This window comes from Ruegeria sp. YTSC003, assembly GCF_059609785.1.
Window position 1 is genome coordinate 26,447 of the sequence record NZ_JBXWMK010000019.1, and the last position, 16,121, is coordinate 42,567.

Sequence of the window (16,121 nt, forward strand, 5' to 3'; positions counted from 1 at the left end):
CGCAAATTTTGGTTGGTCCCATACCATAGACGTGGCCTCCGTGAAGCTTGAAGTTTGCCGCTTCCAACCCAAAGTGGACAAGAATGATCTACGTCAAGAGCGGAATGCGGACTTCCGCCGTAGTTTTCTCAGATGGCGGCTGTAGGCTACAAGATAAGCGGGTGCTATTGCTTAAGGTCAGCGATGCCCAGGAATCCGGACTTTGCAAAATTTAGCGGACGGCCCAATTCGGACGTGGCCCGATGGGCGTCGTTGCTGCGGTGCAGCCCGCCAAGCCAGCCATTCGCCGCGAGCGCAACGCTAGAAACTAATTCGACGCGAGCACATGACCTTGCCGAAACCACCTGCCAAGAGGCCGGAGATTGTTCCATTGTCGATTTCCAGATCGACTTTTATCAGGCTCGGACTCGCCGGGTTCATAAACACCCCTTGTTCGATTTGAAATGACCGTTGAGATGATACGACAAAGTCGTGCAATACACATGCTAAGGGCCCCGCAGCCATCCCCGTCGCGGCTTCTTCCTCAATCGCGTATCGGGGCGCAAACATGCGGGTTGTAGCGTCTCGGTCGGTCGCCGATGGGTCTCTTGTGAAGACGTAGTAGCCGATCAAATCCAGTCGTTCGCTGATTTGCGTGATTTTGGCAAAATCTGGTTTCACATTGGCAAGACCATCGGCATCAGCGAGGCCGATGACAATGAAACTGTTACCGGTATTGACTAAAACCGGTGGTATTTCCTGATCAAGATGATGTCTGTTGATCCCAAGGGAGTTCAGTACATCGTCGATGCTTACACCTTTTTCCACCCATTCCTCTGGTATCGCGTATTTTGGGGACAGCTGTTCCATATAGGCGGCACCCTCTTTCATTAGTATGCGCCTTGGCCCATCAACTGTCTCCTTCGAGGTGTTGGGATTGGGAATCCGGCCCAGCGCGTCAAGGTGAGAGAAGGCGGCAATTGTTGCATGACCGCAATGAGCGATGCGCCTGTTCGGTGTGAAGAAATCCAGTTTGAAGCCCTCTGTCTTGGACTGCGACACAAAGGCCGTTTCGGACAATCCAACCCTTGCCGCGACGGTTTGCATATCCTGTTCGCCCAATTCATCAGCATCCAGGACGACGCCTGCGGGATTTCCACCGGCGCCACTGTCGACAAAGCCGTGTACGATTTCAACCGTTACCTGTCTGACAGTATTTGCTTGCGTATTCATTGGTTTTCTCCATGCGTCGGCCGCACCTTTGAGCATGGTGCGGCCAGTTTTACGTCAGTTGCTGGCGGCGGTGATGCGGTTCAGAAAGGCGGTCATTTGCGCCGCAATCTCGGGCCCATATTCTTCCAGCGCGAAGTGACCCGTATCGAGCAGATGAAACTCGAGATCATTCAGATCGCGTTCATAGGGATAGGCGCCTTCGACCGGAAAGATGTGATCATTCTTACCCCACATCAGTAGCGCCGGGGGTTGATGCTTCCGAAACAGCGCTTGCCATTTTGGGTACTCGGCAACATTGGTGCCGTAGTCTAGGAAGAGTTCAAGTTGCACCTCTTGATTACCTTCGCGGTCGAGCAGGTATTGGACATGCCAATAATTGTCGGGACTGATCAGTTCCGGTTTTTTAACGCCGTGGGTGAACTGCCATTTGGTTGCATCCAGAGTGAGGAATCCACGAAGCTGGTCGCCGTTCTCTTGCGATGGCTCGGCCCAATAGGCTTTGATTGGATCCCAGAACTCGCGCAGCCCTTCCTCGTAAGCATTCCCGTTTTGAATGATGAAGCCGGTTACCCGCTCGGGCTGTTCCGCAAACATTCGGAAACCAACCGGGGCACCATAGTCCATCAAATAGACCGAGTACTGTTCGACTCCCTTCCGGTCGAGCAGCGATGTCATCATTTCGGAGATATTCGCGAAGGAATACTCGAAGCCTTCGGCCTTTGGCATCTCCGACGCTCCAAATCCGGGAAAATCGGGTGCGATCACGTGGTAGTGCTTGGCCAGTTCAGGGATAAGGTTGCGGAACATATGTGATGAGGTCGGAAAGCCGTGAAGCAGCAGGACAGTAGGTCTGTTTGGATCTCCTGCTTCACGATAGGCGATAGCGATGTCGCCGATTTCTTCCGTGCGGAAGCTGACAGCCTGCGTAGCTTCAATTCCAGTCTCTGCGGCGATTGCTGGCGCCGGTGTAAATGGCGCAGCAATGGAAAGTGCGAGAATGCTGGCGCTCAGGACGGATTTCAGATTGCGCGACATGGATGTTTCCTTTCTTCAGGTTACGGCGTGCGTGCTTGAACGCGCGGGGCTTGATATCGGTCAGTTTTGCTGACCCAGTGCCTCTTCGAGCCTTGCGTTTCGAGCTTTCAGTGCTTCCAACTCAGTGCGAAGCGGGACGAGGTAATCTTCAAATTCTTCAAGGGTCAGGCGTTGGGGGATGTGCTGCGGGCAGTTCCAGTCCATCGCCTCAAGCTTGATCACAATCGCCCGCTCAGGATGAGCGCGATAGCCCGGCTCACTCAGGCGTTGCATCAGCGCCGGATCGGCATTGGCATCAATGAGTTTCGCCCGACCCCAGATCTTGAGGCGCCGCTGATTGGGATAATCCATCAGGATCAGCGAGATTCGGTCATTGCCCAGCAGATTCCCAGTGCTGAGATATTGCCGGTTGCCGCGGAAATCGGCGTAGGCAAGTGTCCGTTCATCCAACACTTTCAGAAAACCCGCTGGTCCACCGCGAAATTGTACATAGGGCCAGCCGGTTTCCGAGACTGTTGCCTGATAGAAGCCGTCTCTTTGCCCGATGAACCTGGCCTCGACCGGGCTGATTGAGTCCTCCTGACGCGTGCCGTCCAGAAACTTCGCGTAGCCGTTAGCTGACCCGTTTTTGGCCTGCGTTTCGCGAACGGAGGACGTGAAGCTGATCTCTGCAAAGGGTCGTGCCATTGAATTCTCCATCTCGGCCTGGGCGATGCCCTGGGACTGAGGTGAAGTTAGTTGGAGCTTTCAAGTTGCGGAATTTGGATACTTGGCAATATATTATTCAAAAATATGGAATAATATCTTGGACAGATTTCACGCGTTAAAAGTCTTTGTGAAGGTCGCCGAACTAAAAGGTTTCGCTGCTGCGGCCCGCGACCTCAACATGTCACCACCGACAGTGACCCGAATGGTTTCTATGCTTGAGGACAGCCTCGGGCTACGTCTTTTTGTACGCACAACGCGCTCAGTGATGCTGACTGATAGCGGGCAAAGGTTTTTTGAGGATGCCAGACGTATTCTGGCTGACCTTGAAGAGGCCGAGCGCGCCGCTGTCGGTTCCTATGCCGAACCGACCGGGGAAATTAGTGTTACTGCATCAGTCCTGTTTGGCCGTATGTTCGTCACTCCAATTTTGGGCGAATTTCTGGATCTGTATCCAAAGCTCTCAGCGCGCACGCTCTATGTGGACCGAGTGGTCAATCTGATTGATGAGGGTCTCGACGTCGGGATCAGAATTGGCAACCTCGCTGATTCCAGTTTGATGGCTGTCAGGTGTGGTACGGTGAGGCAGGTCGCGTTTGCTTCCTGTAAATATCTTGACCAATATGGCGAACCAGATACGCCCGATGATTTATCCTGCCATGCAATCATTAATTCAACTGCCTTGAATGCATCGGCCCAATGGCATTTTCAACGGGGCAGAAAGACTGTCACCAAACGCATGAGCCCACGCATCAGCATGAACACAAATGACGCTGTGATCGAGTTGGCCTTGCAAGGTCATGGTGTCGGGCGGCTTCTGTCCTATCAAGTCGCACCCTACATTGCAGATGGGCGGCTCAAGACTGTTCTAAAGTCGTATGAACCACCCGAAGTCCCCATCCATCTTGTGCATCAAGAGGGACGAACCGTGTCTGCGAAGGTGCGCACCTTTGTTGACTTTGCTGTCGGACGTCTAAAATCAGATCCCCTTCTTGTCGGGAATCAAACACAGGTCCAAAAGCAAGATTAACAAATGGGCGGGCGTCGCGCTATTCAGCCACTGCCGCGACCGAGGCGATCCATGCATTTGGCACAAAGGCATCATCCAACGCGGTTTCCGCCACATGGTTCGTATAGTTCGACAGGGTTTTCAACGCTGTGCCGAGGATGACTTCCAGCATAGATCGGCGTGTGTAACCAGCCGTCAGAAACGCTTCGACCTGTGCGTCGCTGGGCCAGCCTCGGCTTTCGTTGATCACGATGGCGAATTTGCGCAGTGCTTCCAATTTGGGGTCGGCGATAGGGCTGCCATCGCGTAACGCTGCGATCACGTCTTCGGGGACACCGGCCATCTGTGAAAGAGTGGTATGGGCGGCCATGCAGTACTTGCACCCGTTCAACCGGTTGTTAGTCATAAGGATGATCTGGCGCTCAGTCTCTGACAGGCTGGTCTTTCCAAAGATGCTGGAAAGTGTCGTATAGCCTTCCAAAATTGCGGGCGCTTCGGCCATGGCCGCATAAAGGTTGGGTACAAAACCATATCCTTTCAGCGATGCTTCCAGAATTGGTTTCGCGGCATCAGGGGCTGAGGCGATTGTATATGTCTCAAAATCAGTCATGTCTGGTTTCCTTTGGGAAGAGTTTTCGACACACGCGAATTGTCATTGCGGACAGGGTGTCTTGGAGAAATGCCGGCCTTTTGGGGAGGGGAGAGGCAGCGGTGGCTCCGACCGGCAAAAGCCACCAAATTCCTCGATCAAAGGCTGCCGACAGGCGTGTGGTGGATGTCTGCCCACTTGGCATGGGCGCCTTGGATCACGGTCTCTTTGTCCTCAAGGTACTTCTTGAAGATTTCCTCATTCACAAAGAGATAGAGCTTGTCGTCCACGATATCGGCATACCGAACATCGCCATCAAGCTTCTTGCCTACATAGACGCCAAAGGCGCAGAATCCGCCGAATTGAGGCAGATGTGCCGTCGGATCCGCCTCGAATGTGGCTTTCGCTGCCTGCGACGCAAAATAGTAGTCCACTCCATCATGGGCCGATGTAAAAGTGGCGTTGCCCATTTCGGGTTTTTCGGCTTCAAACATCGATACAGGATCGACGCCATGCATGCCGAGGGGCTGCCCGGTCAAGGTAAGACTGTTCGAAACGTTGTATTCATCGTCAGCCAATGCCGCCGCCGCCAGGGCGAGAGTCAACGCTGTTGTAAGCGCGGGAAATGTAAAGATGCGTGTCATGATATGTCCTTTCAGGATGTCAGGATCAAATTTGAAGATCGAATTGTGTCAGGCCGATTGGCCAATGCGCTCAACCGCGTCGTCGGTCCACCAGACGCCGTTGGCGACCATACGGAAGTTGATGATGGCGGCGAGATACCCGTCACCTTCAGGCACCTTAGCCCCGGCTGTGGCATCGCGAACGACAGCGACTTCGTAGCCTAGCTCCAGCAGCTCGTAGAGATGCGCCTGCGTACAAAGGTTCGCCGACATCCCCGCGAGGATAACCTTGTCGATCTTGCGTTTACGCAATTGCAGGTTCAGGTCATTCTGAGCAGGGCTGTAAACCTTGTGTGGCGAGCAAATGATGGTTTCGCCATCCTCGATGTACTTCTTGTATTGCGGCATCCAGTCGGCACCTGAGCCCTCGAAGTTGTCCAAATTGAGCGGTCCCAGGCGGTCAAACATGCCGATGCTGTGCATCGTGGCTTCCAGAGTGCCCTCGAACTCCCACTTGTGGTCATGTGGGTAGTAATAGTGGGGCGAGATGAAGACCGGCATCCCCGCAGCCTTGGCGGCAATGAAAAGCCGTTCGATATTGTCGACCGTGCCCTGTTCGGTCACGCTTTCGCCAACGACACCCCACGTCACACCGTCCTCTGACAAAAAATCAATCTGGGGGTCGGTCACCACAAGCGCAGTACGCCCCGGCTCGATGGTCATGTCGATTTGGGGAAGGCCTGGATTTTCCGGGTCAGCATAGTAGGCGCGTGCTTCGTCGGTCGCGGCATGGGCCTGCCCGCCAGCCACTATTGTTGTACCTGCCGCGGCCGCACCGGCGGCTTGTTGCAAGAGTCGCCGGCGCGCCATATCAACGTGTTCGGGCGTGACGTCGCAAGCGCAGCTTGCTCCATGTTTGTGGTCATGATTGCTCATTGCAAATTTCCTTTGTCTGAGAGGGGCAAATGGGTTTGCTTTACTCGGCAGCGCCCCAGGTGGATCTGACAAAGAAGAAGTTATGCACCACATCGATTGAGGTATCGGCCCGCCCTGCCAAGGTTTTGGCCGAACCTGCCATGTGGTCTTGAGGTGTGTGCCTAGTCGGAGGTCGCTTGCTGCCTGAATCGTGCCGGAGCCTGGCCAACCCAGCGCTTGAAGGCGCGGCTGAACGTGCTCTGTTCCGAAAACCCGGTCATAAAGGCGATCTCGGCTATGGAAGCCTTACCGTCACGGAGCAGGTCACGAGCAAGTGCAACTTGCGCCTGACCAAGAACGTCGCGATAGGTCAGCCCTTCTTCGGCCAACCTGCGGTAAAGCGTGCGCTCGCTCATTCCCATCTCTTGTGCGACATGCGCTGCTTGCGGCGCGCCGTTACTCAAGGCCGGTGTAAGCCGGTGGACAATTGCTTGGCTCAGTGAGGTGTCGTCATCGCGAGAGTTGAACTCCTCATCCAGGTGCTTCGTCATGAAATCTGACAAGCCCGGATCGCCAAGACGATTTTCGCTTTCCAGCATAGCAGGGCGCATAGCAATGGCGTTGTGGGCGCTCCCAAATCGAACCGGGCACCCGAAATATTCGGCGTAACGCTCTGGTTCTTGTCTGCATGGATGCTGAAACGTGACATATGCAAGCGACAACCCATCACCCACAAACCGATGCATGTTCCTCGCAAAGGCCGCAAGCGCGCATTCGTTGCGCAGCTCCAAGGCAGCGCGATGTGATGTTTGTCCCTCAAAAATCCAAAGGACCGGATCGCCGGTTTCATCAAGTCTGTAAACTGCGGTGTCCGTTACGAGACGAAAATAACGCTCGATCCGTTGCAAAGATTGCCGCAAGGTCGGAGCTGTCTTTACGGCTAGGCCAAGGACGCCGAGATCATCGGTTGCAATCGCGTTCGCATAGGCCTCAACCAACGCGGCCTCGTCCGCTTGTTGCGCACGAATCCAATCGATCAGATCGAAATACGCATCATCCGCCAATTGGCCGTCTTGAGCTTCTGGTAGACGCAGCACGACAGCGCCATTCGAAATCAGGGCGCCATCGTCGTTTAGCGTCATCCCGGCGGCGTTGGCCATCGCGCGGGCGAATGCGTAAGTTACACTTGCCATACAGTGAGATTAGCACTGGAAAGCTCTTTCACGCCAGATCGTCCAACCCTGTGATAGGTATAATAAATAGAGACAGCTTCGATCTTCGGGCGCTTGAGGATAAATGCGCCAAACTGATAACACTCGTCATCAGGTTTTCTGAACGGTATCGTCCGAAAGCGTGCGGAAGCATGCAGCCATAGAGGTCATGGTAGATGGGCGAAATTTTCATATCTGTGCTGCTGCCGCTCGCAGTTGTTGTCATCATGTTCTGCCTTGGCCTCGGACTCACAGCGGCTGACTTTCAACGTATCGGACGACGTCCACGGGCCTTTTGCGTCGGCGCTCTCAACCAGATCATTTTGCTGCCTTGCATCGCTTTGATGGTGACTTTTATCTTTGGGATTTCCGCTGAGGCAGCCGTTGGCATCATGATTTTAGCGGCCTGTCCGGGCGGGGCGATCAGTAACATCGTGACCAAGCTTTCGAATTGGGATGTCGCTTTGTCCGTTACTCTTACAGCAGTCTTCAGTCTGACTTGTGTCGTTACCTTACCGCTCATCCTGGGGTTTTCGATGCAGATGTTCATGGGGGCAACTGCGCCCGCTATCGACATTTCTTCGACGGCTTTAGCAATGTTTTTTTTAACAGCTTCACCGATCCTAGCCGGGGTGATCGCGCGATCCTTGGCGCCGCGAATTGTAGCTGCGGTCGAACCAATCTTTAGCAAGGTCTCTATGCTACTTTTTGCGATGGTCATCGGAGGCGCTATCATTTCAAACTGGGTGGTGGTCGCGGATAACTACCTTAGGCTTGGACCCGCACTTTTTGTTGTAGGTGCGTCACTCACGTTTATTGGCATCATGAGTTCAGGGATGCTCGGATGCACAGACATCGAGGCGAAGACGATTTCAATTGAGACCGGCGTTCAAAACGGAGCTTTGGGAATCGCAATTGCCACTTTGCTGTTGCCTAACACCAATGGGTTAAGCGAATATGCCATACCATCCGCAATTTATAGCGTGGTCTGGATCGTAACAATGTTGCCTGTCTTCGCCCTGCTTGCGCGAAGAAGCCCAATTTCATGATCCTGACGCCTATTCGCTAGCTTTGGTTATGGCGCTGAGCCAAGCCCCTTTGTTTCCATGCCAGAGCGCCGTCTGGTCAAAGAGCGATCAAGGAGCTCCAAAGCCCGTTGTGGAACGGCCGCTTTGGCGATTTTCCCTGTTGAAGGGAAGAGCTGTTGCTGCCAGTGCGGTGGATCCTGCGTCAGCGAAGGTGTAGACGCCAAGGTCAGTTTTGTCCGCAAGTCGGAATTGCAAAGTCTTGGATTAAGTGTCCGGATTGGGCTGGACCTGCCAAACATGCAAGCCGCGGAGAATGGCCGCATAGAGCCCACTTTGGCCGATGCCGCGCGTTGTCCGAATTACAGAAATGCGCAGAACGCGGACTTTGCAAAATTCGAAGAACGATCATTGCGAGTCTTTGCCGAGACCTTTTGGAGCAACCGCTATTGGGAACTAGCTGGATATGCTTTTGATCTAATCTGCTGCTCTGCCGAAATCTCGCGCCTGTTGCAGGTCGCTTTGATTGCAAAGTCAGGCGATGGTCACTGTCCCGAATTGGTTTTCGCGATACTGCAAAGCAGATCAACATGTCGATCCAACCAATCCTCGTCCAGTGCTTCGTGACGTATGAGCTTGCGGAAATAAGGTGCCGCGACTGCTAGTTCTATAAGCTGTTCAACCGGAACATTCGTGGCGATCTCACCGCGGTCTATTGCGGCTGCAAATACTGCTTCAACACTTGCGAACCTGTCTTTCATGAATTCAGTGATCACCAACCGCGCTTCTTCGTCGGTGGACGCAGCAGCGACCACCTGAGGCGCGATTTGGCCCCATGGTGTGTCATTCAAGGCTCCCATCAGTACGCCGAGTAACCAGCGCAGGTCAGATCGCAGCGGGCCATCGGTTTTGGGTGGTATGTTCGGCGGTGTTGCGATGCGCCTGAACGCTGCATCACGCAGACTGCGCGCATCTGGCCAGTGCCTGTAAAGTGTACTGCGCGAAATGCCAGTTGCCTTCGAAACTGCGCCATGAGTTACGTGCAACACGCCCTCATCCCTCAGTATCCTTTGCGCCGCATCAATCGCAGTCTGTCGTGTGGCGATCAGCCTAGGATCTTCTTTCAATCGCCCCTCCTGTAGAACACTTTGTTGCGCTATAGAACATTTTGTTCTATAAGTGTGATCAGCTAAAAACAAAAGCTAAATACTCAATTCCGCAAACAAGTCTTGTCAAAATGGGAGCGTATCAATGTTCAAAGTGGCAGCAACCCCGCTGGCGGTACTCTTATCGATGGGTGCGACAACCGCATTGTCCGAGAGTGGCACCTACGAGCTGGATCCTGGACACAGCCAGGTATTGTTCAGCTACGACCACATCGGGTTCTCAGAAACATTTGGAATGTTCTCAGGTTTTAGCGGCGAGATAGAGTTCAACGAAGATGATCCGTCTGCGTCGTCTGTCACAGTGTCTATGCCTGTAAAATCCATGATCACGGGCTGGGATGCCCGTTTGCAACACTTCATGTCCGATGACTTTTTCAGCGCGAGCGACGGTGACGTGGTCACATTTGCCTCAACCAGCATTGAAGTAACCGGGGACAATTCCGCGGATATTTCTGGCGACTTGACCATGAACGGCGTCACCAAGCCTGTTGTTCTGGAAACAACGCTTAACAAGTCAGCGCCATACCCGTTTGGCCCAAAAGAGGGCACGCCGACCTTGGGGCTGGCTGCCACGGCGACTATCGTGCGGTCTGAATTCGGACTTGGGGCCTTTGCACCTGCGGTGAGCGACGAGATAGAGCTCTTGATCAATATCGAAGCGTTAAAAGCTGAATGATGCGTGCAGGGGCACCGATACGGCGCTGAGCACTCAATCTTTGATTTTGGCGGATGGTCAACACGATGAATGTACACCTGAGAACATTGGCGGTTGCTGTGACGGTAGTGACATTGATGTGCTCGATGGCGTCCGCGCAAGAGCGCTCCTTGCCGGAGCGCATCTCGCCCCGTCCTGAAACGACAAGCGGCGTGCCGCACACTCAGATTGGTGTCGAAATTAATGCCGATTTGGCCCAGCTATTGCTGGAGCGAGTTGCGCAATTCCCGGGGGTCATACTTGGCCCCACACGCATATCATTACCTGGCGCGATTGGCTTTCAGCTTGATCCCGATATGTTGTTGTCCCAACCGAACTCTATCGTCGGTGGGTTTGAGTTTGCGCACATGCATCCTGATGGCAGCTTGCACGCCTCGCTCGACCCAGAAATGGCGCGAAGGGCAATTGAGGCTGGCTGGGCCGTAGCTCACCCTTGGGCCAAGCAACGTCCTGGGTGGAGCGGCTTTGTCATGATCTATACTCCAACCACACCCGAAGAGCTGGATGTCGTCATCGAACTGGTTGAAAGCTCGTACACCTTCATCACCGGAAACACCTTGGGCTAAGCTCGAATTGCGCGAAAGTGTGCGGGGACGCCTGTTTTCTGTCAGAGAGCAGTTTCAGCCACCTTGTTTCTCGCAGTCATTTTTTTCTTAAATTGTCGCCGTGGCGAATGCTCGATACCTTCAAGCCATTCACACTAATGGTAGCTGCCGTCCGCTTGTTAGATTTTGCAAAGCTCGGAGTGGAAGTTCCGCTTCGGGCTGCCATCGGTCACAGATGAGAAGAACTACGGACTGATACCATTAGATTGGATATTTCGAAGTGAACCTTCGTTAGCGACGTGAAATGCGTTAATCATTCACCTTAATTCTAGGTTTCGCCAGCCAATAAGACGTTTTGCTCGGCTGTGTGTTTCAGCGCAAGTTTGGGAACTTGCAGGCTTAGCAAAATGCCCAGGCACAAGTTTTGGTCACAAAAATCTATTCGTCTGTTAATTTTGGTTCAGAGGAATTGGTTTGGCTAAAAGGACCACATCGACTGATGAAGCGGAAAATTGCTGCGATCCTAAGCCTCGATGTCGTCGATTATACCAAGCGCATGTCAGAGGATGCTGAGACCACGCTGAACACTCTACAACGCATTTTGGACGATGTGATCAGACCGTTGGTCCATGAAAACAAAGGACGAATATTCAAGCTGATGGGAGATGGTGCTTTGGTTGAGTTTGTTGCAGCCACAGACGCAATTAATGCTGCCAGCCAGATTTTCAATCAGATGAGAGATGAAGACGTAACACTTCGAGGAGGTCTCCACGTTGGCGACGTAATGCCAAATGGCACAGACTTGTTCGGAGAGGCCGTGAATGTTGCGTCGCGCCTTCAGTCCAGCGCGCATATTGGAAGTTGTCTCGTCAGCAAGACAGCTGCTGAAGTTGCGGGAACTTCGCTGGCGGTTGCTTTGCGACCAGAAAGCTCGATACGGTTGAAGGGAATTCCAAATCCAGTTGAAGCCTACTCTATTGATTTAGATGGTGACAAAAGACGCGCAAAGAACAAGCTGCTGGCTAGCTCTCAAGACGTCCGCTTTGCAAAATCAAAAGACGGTACAACGCTTGCCTGGACATCCACTGGAAGTGGTAGAAAGTTACTGGTCACACCAAACTGGCTTAGGCATCTGGAATACGATTGGACGATGAACACCATCGCCGGGTGGTTGCCGCTGCTTTCTGAAAATCACTGCCTTTATCGGTTTGATGGTAGAAACAATGGCTTGTCCCAGAGGGGCGTGCAGGATGTGTCTTTGAATCGGATCGTCGAAGATGTTGAGGCCGTACTGGACGCAGCCGGGATCGAAAAAGTTCCATTGTTTGGCATTTCTTTTGGGGCAACCATTGCCGCGGCTTTTGCCGCAAATAATCCTGACCGTGTTTCGGGGTTGGTTCTACTCGGTGGATTTGCACAAGGACTCGCGGTGCGTTCACAGCCCGGAATTGCCGCGCTTGGGCAAGCAATGATGGATATGAGTCTTGAAGGCTGGTACGATGAATACCCTTCTGCAAGAGACTTGATGGCGCAATCATTTGCTCCAACCGCAAGTCCGCATGACCAGCGCACTTATGCAGAATTTATGAAAGTGGCAATGGACCATCAGGATTGGCTCAAGATTGGACCACTGGTCGCAGGGGTCGACGTAACCGATCTACTTCTGCGGATCACCTGTCCGGCTCTGGTTATGCACGCTAATCGAGACAGGATGCACAGTGTTGAACAAGGTAGGATTTTCGCCTCCGGTATCCAGAAGGCGCGCTTTATTGGCCTTGAGACAGCAAACAATACGATGCCAGAGTATGATCCTGCCTGGCCTAAAGCCCTAGTGGAAATAGAGCGTTTTTTGAATTCAATTTGAGCAGTGTACGTTGTTCTTCGCCAAAACTTTATTGTTCGAAGGTAAGAGGATGCCGTGCGCCCTTCGATTTTCGATACTGGAATTAAAAAACTCTAGGCTTCTCGTCATCGACCGCTTTGTCCTGATCTCGGAAATTGCAAAGTCTTGTTGCGAATGTCCGGTTTGGGCTGCTACTCGACAAACGAATAAGCCGCAGAGAACGTATTCCCCCGACCGACCTCCTGCGCCACCACTGAACGTTCTGACTGATAGTGTGGCAATTGTTCACCGCGCCTTTTTGGCTGGTGAGCAAATTCCTCAGGAGCGTTGGCAACAACCCAGCGACTATGCTGTTCAGTTCTTTCCTTCACCTGGCTTGGCTTTTGCGGATGTTCACGCTGCTCTTGCGCATGCGATGGCTGGAAACAGAGAGCGTCTGGAAACAACCATTGACGGCGCAAAGGGCCCCGCGGCCCCACCGTTGCTTCGGTCGCAGGCGCATTCCGTGCGTTGGCGGATGGAAATGCGGATGAAGCGATTGAGAAATTTGTAGGTGTCATGTCTGAGCACGAACGCCTAGGCGGCAGCCGGGCGCAACGCGACTTAATTGAGTTTTCATTGGCGCATGCGCTGGCAATTCCGGGACAATCGAATGAAGCTCGACGCATTCTCAACATGCATCGACCGCATACCTCTCATGACCATGCAGTTGCCACGCTAGAAGGATAGGGTGCCTGAATTTTTGACGCCCGCAATGAGCCCAAATTACACGTTTTCAACACCACTTAGAACGGAAGCTGTCGCACGACGCTACCAAGCCCCAAAAGTGTTAGATGGCGGAAAAGACCAATCTGACTGCTGACATCAGCTTTCTCAAAAGCCCGTCTTAGGTGTGTGCGAGCGGTGTTTGTGGTCTTGTCGGTGGGCTACAGTGGAGGGATTGGACGGCGCGTCACTCACGCGGCCGACAAGTTGATCAGTCGCCAAGAAGAGTGCTTCGATCAATGGAGTTCATATAAGACGGGTCTATGCCTTGGGTCGGCTTTGATGTCGCCAGTATCGAGAAACAGCCCATTGTGGTAACCTCCTACCTCTAATTAGGGGGTTATTGTGATGGAATACTATGATCTCGGTAGCTACAGCCGAAAGATCACAACCTCGTCGGACGAAGCCCAGCTTTGGTTTGATCGTGGTTTGGCTTGGACTTACGCCTACAACCACGAAGAAGCGATTGTATGCTTTCAGAATGCTGTAGCTGCGGATCCAAATTGCGCAATGGCGCACTGGGGCATCGCGTATTGTATTGGGCCGAACTACAACAAGCCCTGGGAAACATTCGAAGAAGACGAAAAGCCTGACTGTATCGCCTTGGCGAAAGCGTCAATCGAGGCTGCTGCGTCGTTAAAGGAGCGGCTGACGCATGTTGAACGCGCGCTAATCGATGCCATTCCAGCGCGTTATCCATCTTCATCGGATATTGAGGATTTCAGCCCGTGGAATGATGCCTTCGCTGATGCGATGCGAAAGGTTCACACCGAATTCGATCCGGACCTGGACGTGTCTGCGATTCTGGCCGAGTCGCTCATGAACCGGACACCTTGGCAGCTTTGGGATTTGCCGACCGGAAAGCCCGCCGAAGGGGCCGATACGCTCGAGGCAATATCCGTGCTCGAAAATGCGTTCGATACACTTTCCGGAGCATGGGAGCACGCAGGACTATTGCACATGTACATTCACCTGATGGAAATGTCGCCCCACCCCGAACGGGCACTGCGTCACGGCGATGTGCTCAGCACGCTGGTGCCCGAGGCCGGGCATTTGTTGCACATGCCGACCCATATCGACGTGTTGTGCGGAGACTACATGAACGTGGTACTGCGCAATCACAAAGCCATATTGGCAGATCGCAAGTTTCTGAAGCGCGAAGGCCCTGACAATTTCTATTCCGTCTATCGGTGCCACAACTATCACTTTAAAATATACGGTGCGATGTTCTTGGGGCAACCATCGGCAGCAATCGAAGCCGCCGATGAGCTGATCGACACCTTGCCGTCAGACACTCTTCGGCCTATGGCGGACTGGTTTGAAGGCTTCATTCCAATGAAGCAACATGTGCTGATCAGGTTTGGTCTCTGGCAGGATATTCTCGATCAGGATCTGCCAGAGGATGAAGAGCTTTACAGCGTGACCATTGCCATGATGCGGTATGCAAGGACGGTTGCCTTGGCCAACCTACACAGGGTCGCCGAAGCCGAGAGTGAAAAAGCCAAGTTCTATGATGCTCTGGCCAGAGTTCCTGAGACCCGAATGCTGTTCAACAACACATGCCGGGACATTCTGAAGGTCGCTGAGCAAATGATGCTGGGTGAGTTGGACTATCACGCAGGAGAGCACGAAACGGCCTTTGACCACCTGCGAAAGTCAGTCGAGATCGACGACAACTTGCCATACGACGAGCCCTGGGGCTGGATGCAACCCACCCGTCATGCGCTGGGTGCTCTTCTTCTTGAGCAGGGCCAGATGGAGGAGGCCGAAGCTGTTTACCGTGCAGACCTTGGCCTGGATGCAACGCTTAGCCGGGCCTGTCAGCATCCGGGCAACGTCTGGAGCCTGCATGGCTTGCACGAATGTCTCACCCGGCGCGGTGAAACGGTCGAAGCCGCCCACATTAAGCCACAACTGGACAAGGCCACTGCTCGCGCCGAGGTGCCGATCAAGGCATCGTGTTATTGCAGGCAGAAGGCTTTGGCCGCCCAGTAATCACTGATCAACAGCAATGGCCGGGGTATTTGCGAGGCCCGCTTCTGCCGTTGACCGGGACTTATTTAACTTCGTTGATGGCAACAGTCTGGACGACGACAAGACTGCCAAGCATCGCTTCGGTGCCGATTTGCGGTAAATCAGCCGCATGCTAGCATAGCGCAGGATTTGCAGTCGGGGGGCAATATGGTCTTAACATTCGCACAAATGGAAGCTCAGGAAATATCCAAAGCAAATCCGATTTCAGCAACTGACACGCTGGCAGTACTGATCGAAGACCCCAACGCACTTGTAGTGGACGTGAGGGATAGCGCTGAAATGGCGGCTACAGGTATCAGCCCTAGAGCAATTCCGGCTCCTGGTCGCGCCGTCGCTTGGATGGCAGACCTTGAAAATGAATACAGATCTCAAGAGTTACAGGATCGTGGAAGGCGAATTTTCACCACTTGTGGCGGAGCTCCGAGCTACCGAGGCGCGGCAGCGGCAAATGTATTAACAGCAATGGGTTTTCAAAACGTGCAGTTCATCGATGGAGGGATGGGGGCTCTGATCGCAGCTGGCTCCTCCACAAAGCAGCCTTAAAAAACGGCGAAACCAACGGTCTTGAGCAAACAGAGCAGGTGAGTAAATAGATACTTCTCAGCTTCCAGAGTTGTGTCTCGATACGGCTTGTGATTGCGCTTTAAGCCAATTGACGAACACCTTAGCCTCTGGGCGCTGAAATTCTGCTTGAGTCTGGATGTAGTAGACGCCGAAGAGAGGCTCAGA

Annotated in this window: 16 protein-coding genes; 8 read left to right on the forward strand and 8 right to left on the reverse strand. The window is 53.3% G+C overall.

Going from position 1 to position 16,121, the window contains the following annotated elements:
• Positions 1 to 300: 300 nt before the first annotated feature.
• Genes AC2FFH_RS21900 through AC2FFH_RS21910 form a run of 3 tightly spaced genes read right to left on the reverse strand, consistent with a single transcriptional unit; the run spans position 301 to position 2,934 of the window.
• Positions 301 to 1,248, reverse strand: coding sequence for a PhzF family phenazine biosynthesis protein (locus tag AC2FFH_RS21900; RefSeq protein ID WP_496845319.1), 948 nt, complete (start codon positions 1,246 to 1,248; stop codon positions 301 to 303).
• Positions 1,249 to 1,266: 18 nt separating this feature from the next.
• Positions 1,267 to 2,247 (reverse strand): alpha/beta fold hydrolase, encoded by a 981-nt coding sequence (locus tag AC2FFH_RS21905; protein ID WP_281995597.1) that lies wholly within the window; start codon positions 2,245 to 2,247, stop codon positions 1,267 to 1,269.
• Positions 2,248 to 2,307: 60 nt separating this feature from the next.
• On the reverse strand, positions 2,308 to 2,934 hold the full coding sequence (locus AC2FFH_RS21910) for a pyridoxamine 5'-phosphate oxidase family protein (RefSeq protein ID WP_496780729.1): 627 nt from the start codon (positions 2,932 to 2,934) through the stop codon (positions 2,308 to 2,310).
• Positions 2,935 to 3,016: 82 nt separating this feature from the next.
• Here AC2FFH_RS21910 and AC2FFH_RS21915 point away from each other — a divergent pair, with 82 nt between their 5' ends.
• The gene (locus AC2FFH_RS21915; RefSeq protein ID WP_496769836.1) at positions 3,017 to 3,982 is read left to right on the forward strand and encodes a LysR family transcriptional regulator; all 966 of its coding nucleotides are present in this window, start codon (positions 3,017 to 3,019) and stop codon (positions 3,980 to 3,982) included.
• A gap of 19 nt (positions 3,983 to 4,001) precedes the next feature.
• Here AC2FFH_RS21915 and AC2FFH_RS21920 read toward each other — a convergent pair whose 3' ends face one another.
• The 4 genes from AC2FFH_RS21920 to AC2FFH_RS21935 form a co-directional block, all read right to left on the reverse strand.
• Positions 4,002 to 4,571, reverse strand: coding sequence for a carboxymuconolactone decarboxylase family protein (locus AC2FFH_RS21920; RefSeq protein WP_142639617.1), 570 nt, complete (start codon positions 4,569 to 4,571; stop codon positions 4,002 to 4,004).
• Between the two features lie 137 nt (positions 4,572 to 4,708).
• On the reverse strand, positions 4,709 to 5,194 hold the full coding sequence (locus AC2FFH_RS21925; RefSeq protein ID WP_010443192.1) for a YHS domain-containing (seleno)protein: 486 nt from the start codon (positions 5,192 to 5,194) through the stop codon (positions 4,709 to 4,711).
• 48 nt (positions 5,195 to 5,242) lie between these two features.
• Complete coding sequence (locus AC2FFH_RS21930) at positions 5,243 to 6,109, reverse strand: cysteine hydrolase family protein (protein WP_496845320.1); 867 nt, start codon at positions 6,107 to 6,109, stop codon at positions 5,243 to 5,245.
• A gap of 161 nt (positions 6,110 to 6,270) precedes the next feature.
• Positions 6,271 to 7,281: an AraC family transcriptional regulator gene (locus AC2FFH_RS21935; RefSeq protein ID WP_170686482.1), complete on the reverse strand. Its 1,011-nt coding sequence runs from the start codon at positions 7,279 to 7,281 to the stop codon at positions 6,271 to 6,273.
• A gap of 194 nt (positions 7,282 to 7,475) precedes the next feature.
• Here AC2FFH_RS21935 and AC2FFH_RS21940 point away from each other — a divergent pair, with 194 nt between their 5' ends.
• Positions 7,476 to 8,348 (forward strand): bile acid:sodium symporter family protein, encoded by an 873-nt coding sequence (locus AC2FFH_RS21940; RefSeq protein ID WP_496845321.1) that lies wholly within the window; start codon positions 7,476 to 7,478, stop codon positions 8,346 to 8,348.
• A gap of 521 nt (positions 8,349 to 8,869) precedes the next feature.
• Here AC2FFH_RS21940 and AC2FFH_RS21945 read toward each other — a convergent pair.
• Entirely contained in the window at positions 8,870 to 9,451 is a 582-nt protein-coding gene (locus AC2FFH_RS21945; RefSeq protein ID WP_496726649.1) for a TetR/AcrR family transcriptional regulator, read from the reverse strand.
• A gap of 124 nt (positions 9,452 to 9,575) precedes the next feature.
• Here AC2FFH_RS21945 and AC2FFH_RS21950 point away from each other — a divergent pair, with 124 nt between their 5' ends.
• The 6 genes from AC2FFH_RS21950 (at position 9,576) to AC2FFH_RS21975 (ending at position 15,935) form a co-directional block, all read left to right on the forward strand.
• The gene (locus AC2FFH_RS21950; protein ID WP_496726648.1) at positions 9,576 to 10,166 is read left to right on the forward strand and encodes a YceI family protein; all 591 of its coding nucleotides are present in this window, start codon (positions 9,576 to 9,578) and stop codon (positions 10,164 to 10,166) included.
• 65 nt (positions 10,167 to 10,231) lie between these two features.
• On the forward strand, positions 10,232 to 10,771 hold the full coding sequence (locus AC2FFH_RS21955; protein WP_029622210.1) for a luciferase domain-containing protein: 540 nt from the start codon (positions 10,232 to 10,234) through the stop codon (positions 10,769 to 10,771).
• A gap of 403 nt (positions 10,772 to 11,174) precedes the next feature.
• Positions 11,175 to 12,614 (forward strand): alpha/beta fold hydrolase, encoded by a 1,440-nt coding sequence (locus tag AC2FFH_RS21960; RefSeq protein WP_496845322.1) that lies wholly within the window; start codon positions 11,175 to 11,177, stop codon positions 12,612 to 12,614.
• A 10-nt stretch (positions 12,615 to 12,624) separates the two neighbouring features.
• Complete coding sequence (locus AC2FFH_RS21965) at positions 12,625 to 13,146, forward strand: hypothetical protein (RefSeq protein WP_496845323.1); 522 nt, start codon at positions 12,625 to 12,627, stop codon at positions 13,144 to 13,146.
• 560 nt (positions 13,147 to 13,706) lie between these two features.
• On the forward strand, positions 13,707 to 15,353 hold the full coding sequence (locus AC2FFH_RS21970; RefSeq protein ID WP_496770966.1) for a hypothetical protein: 1,647 nt from the start codon (positions 13,707 to 13,709) through the stop codon (positions 15,351 to 15,353).
• Between the two features lie 186 nt (positions 15,354 to 15,539).
• Entirely contained in the window at positions 15,540 to 15,935 is a 396-nt protein-coding gene (locus AC2FFH_RS21975) for a rhodanese-like domain-containing protein (protein WP_496770968.1), read from the forward strand.
• Positions 15,936 to 16,121: the final 186 nt, after the last annotated feature.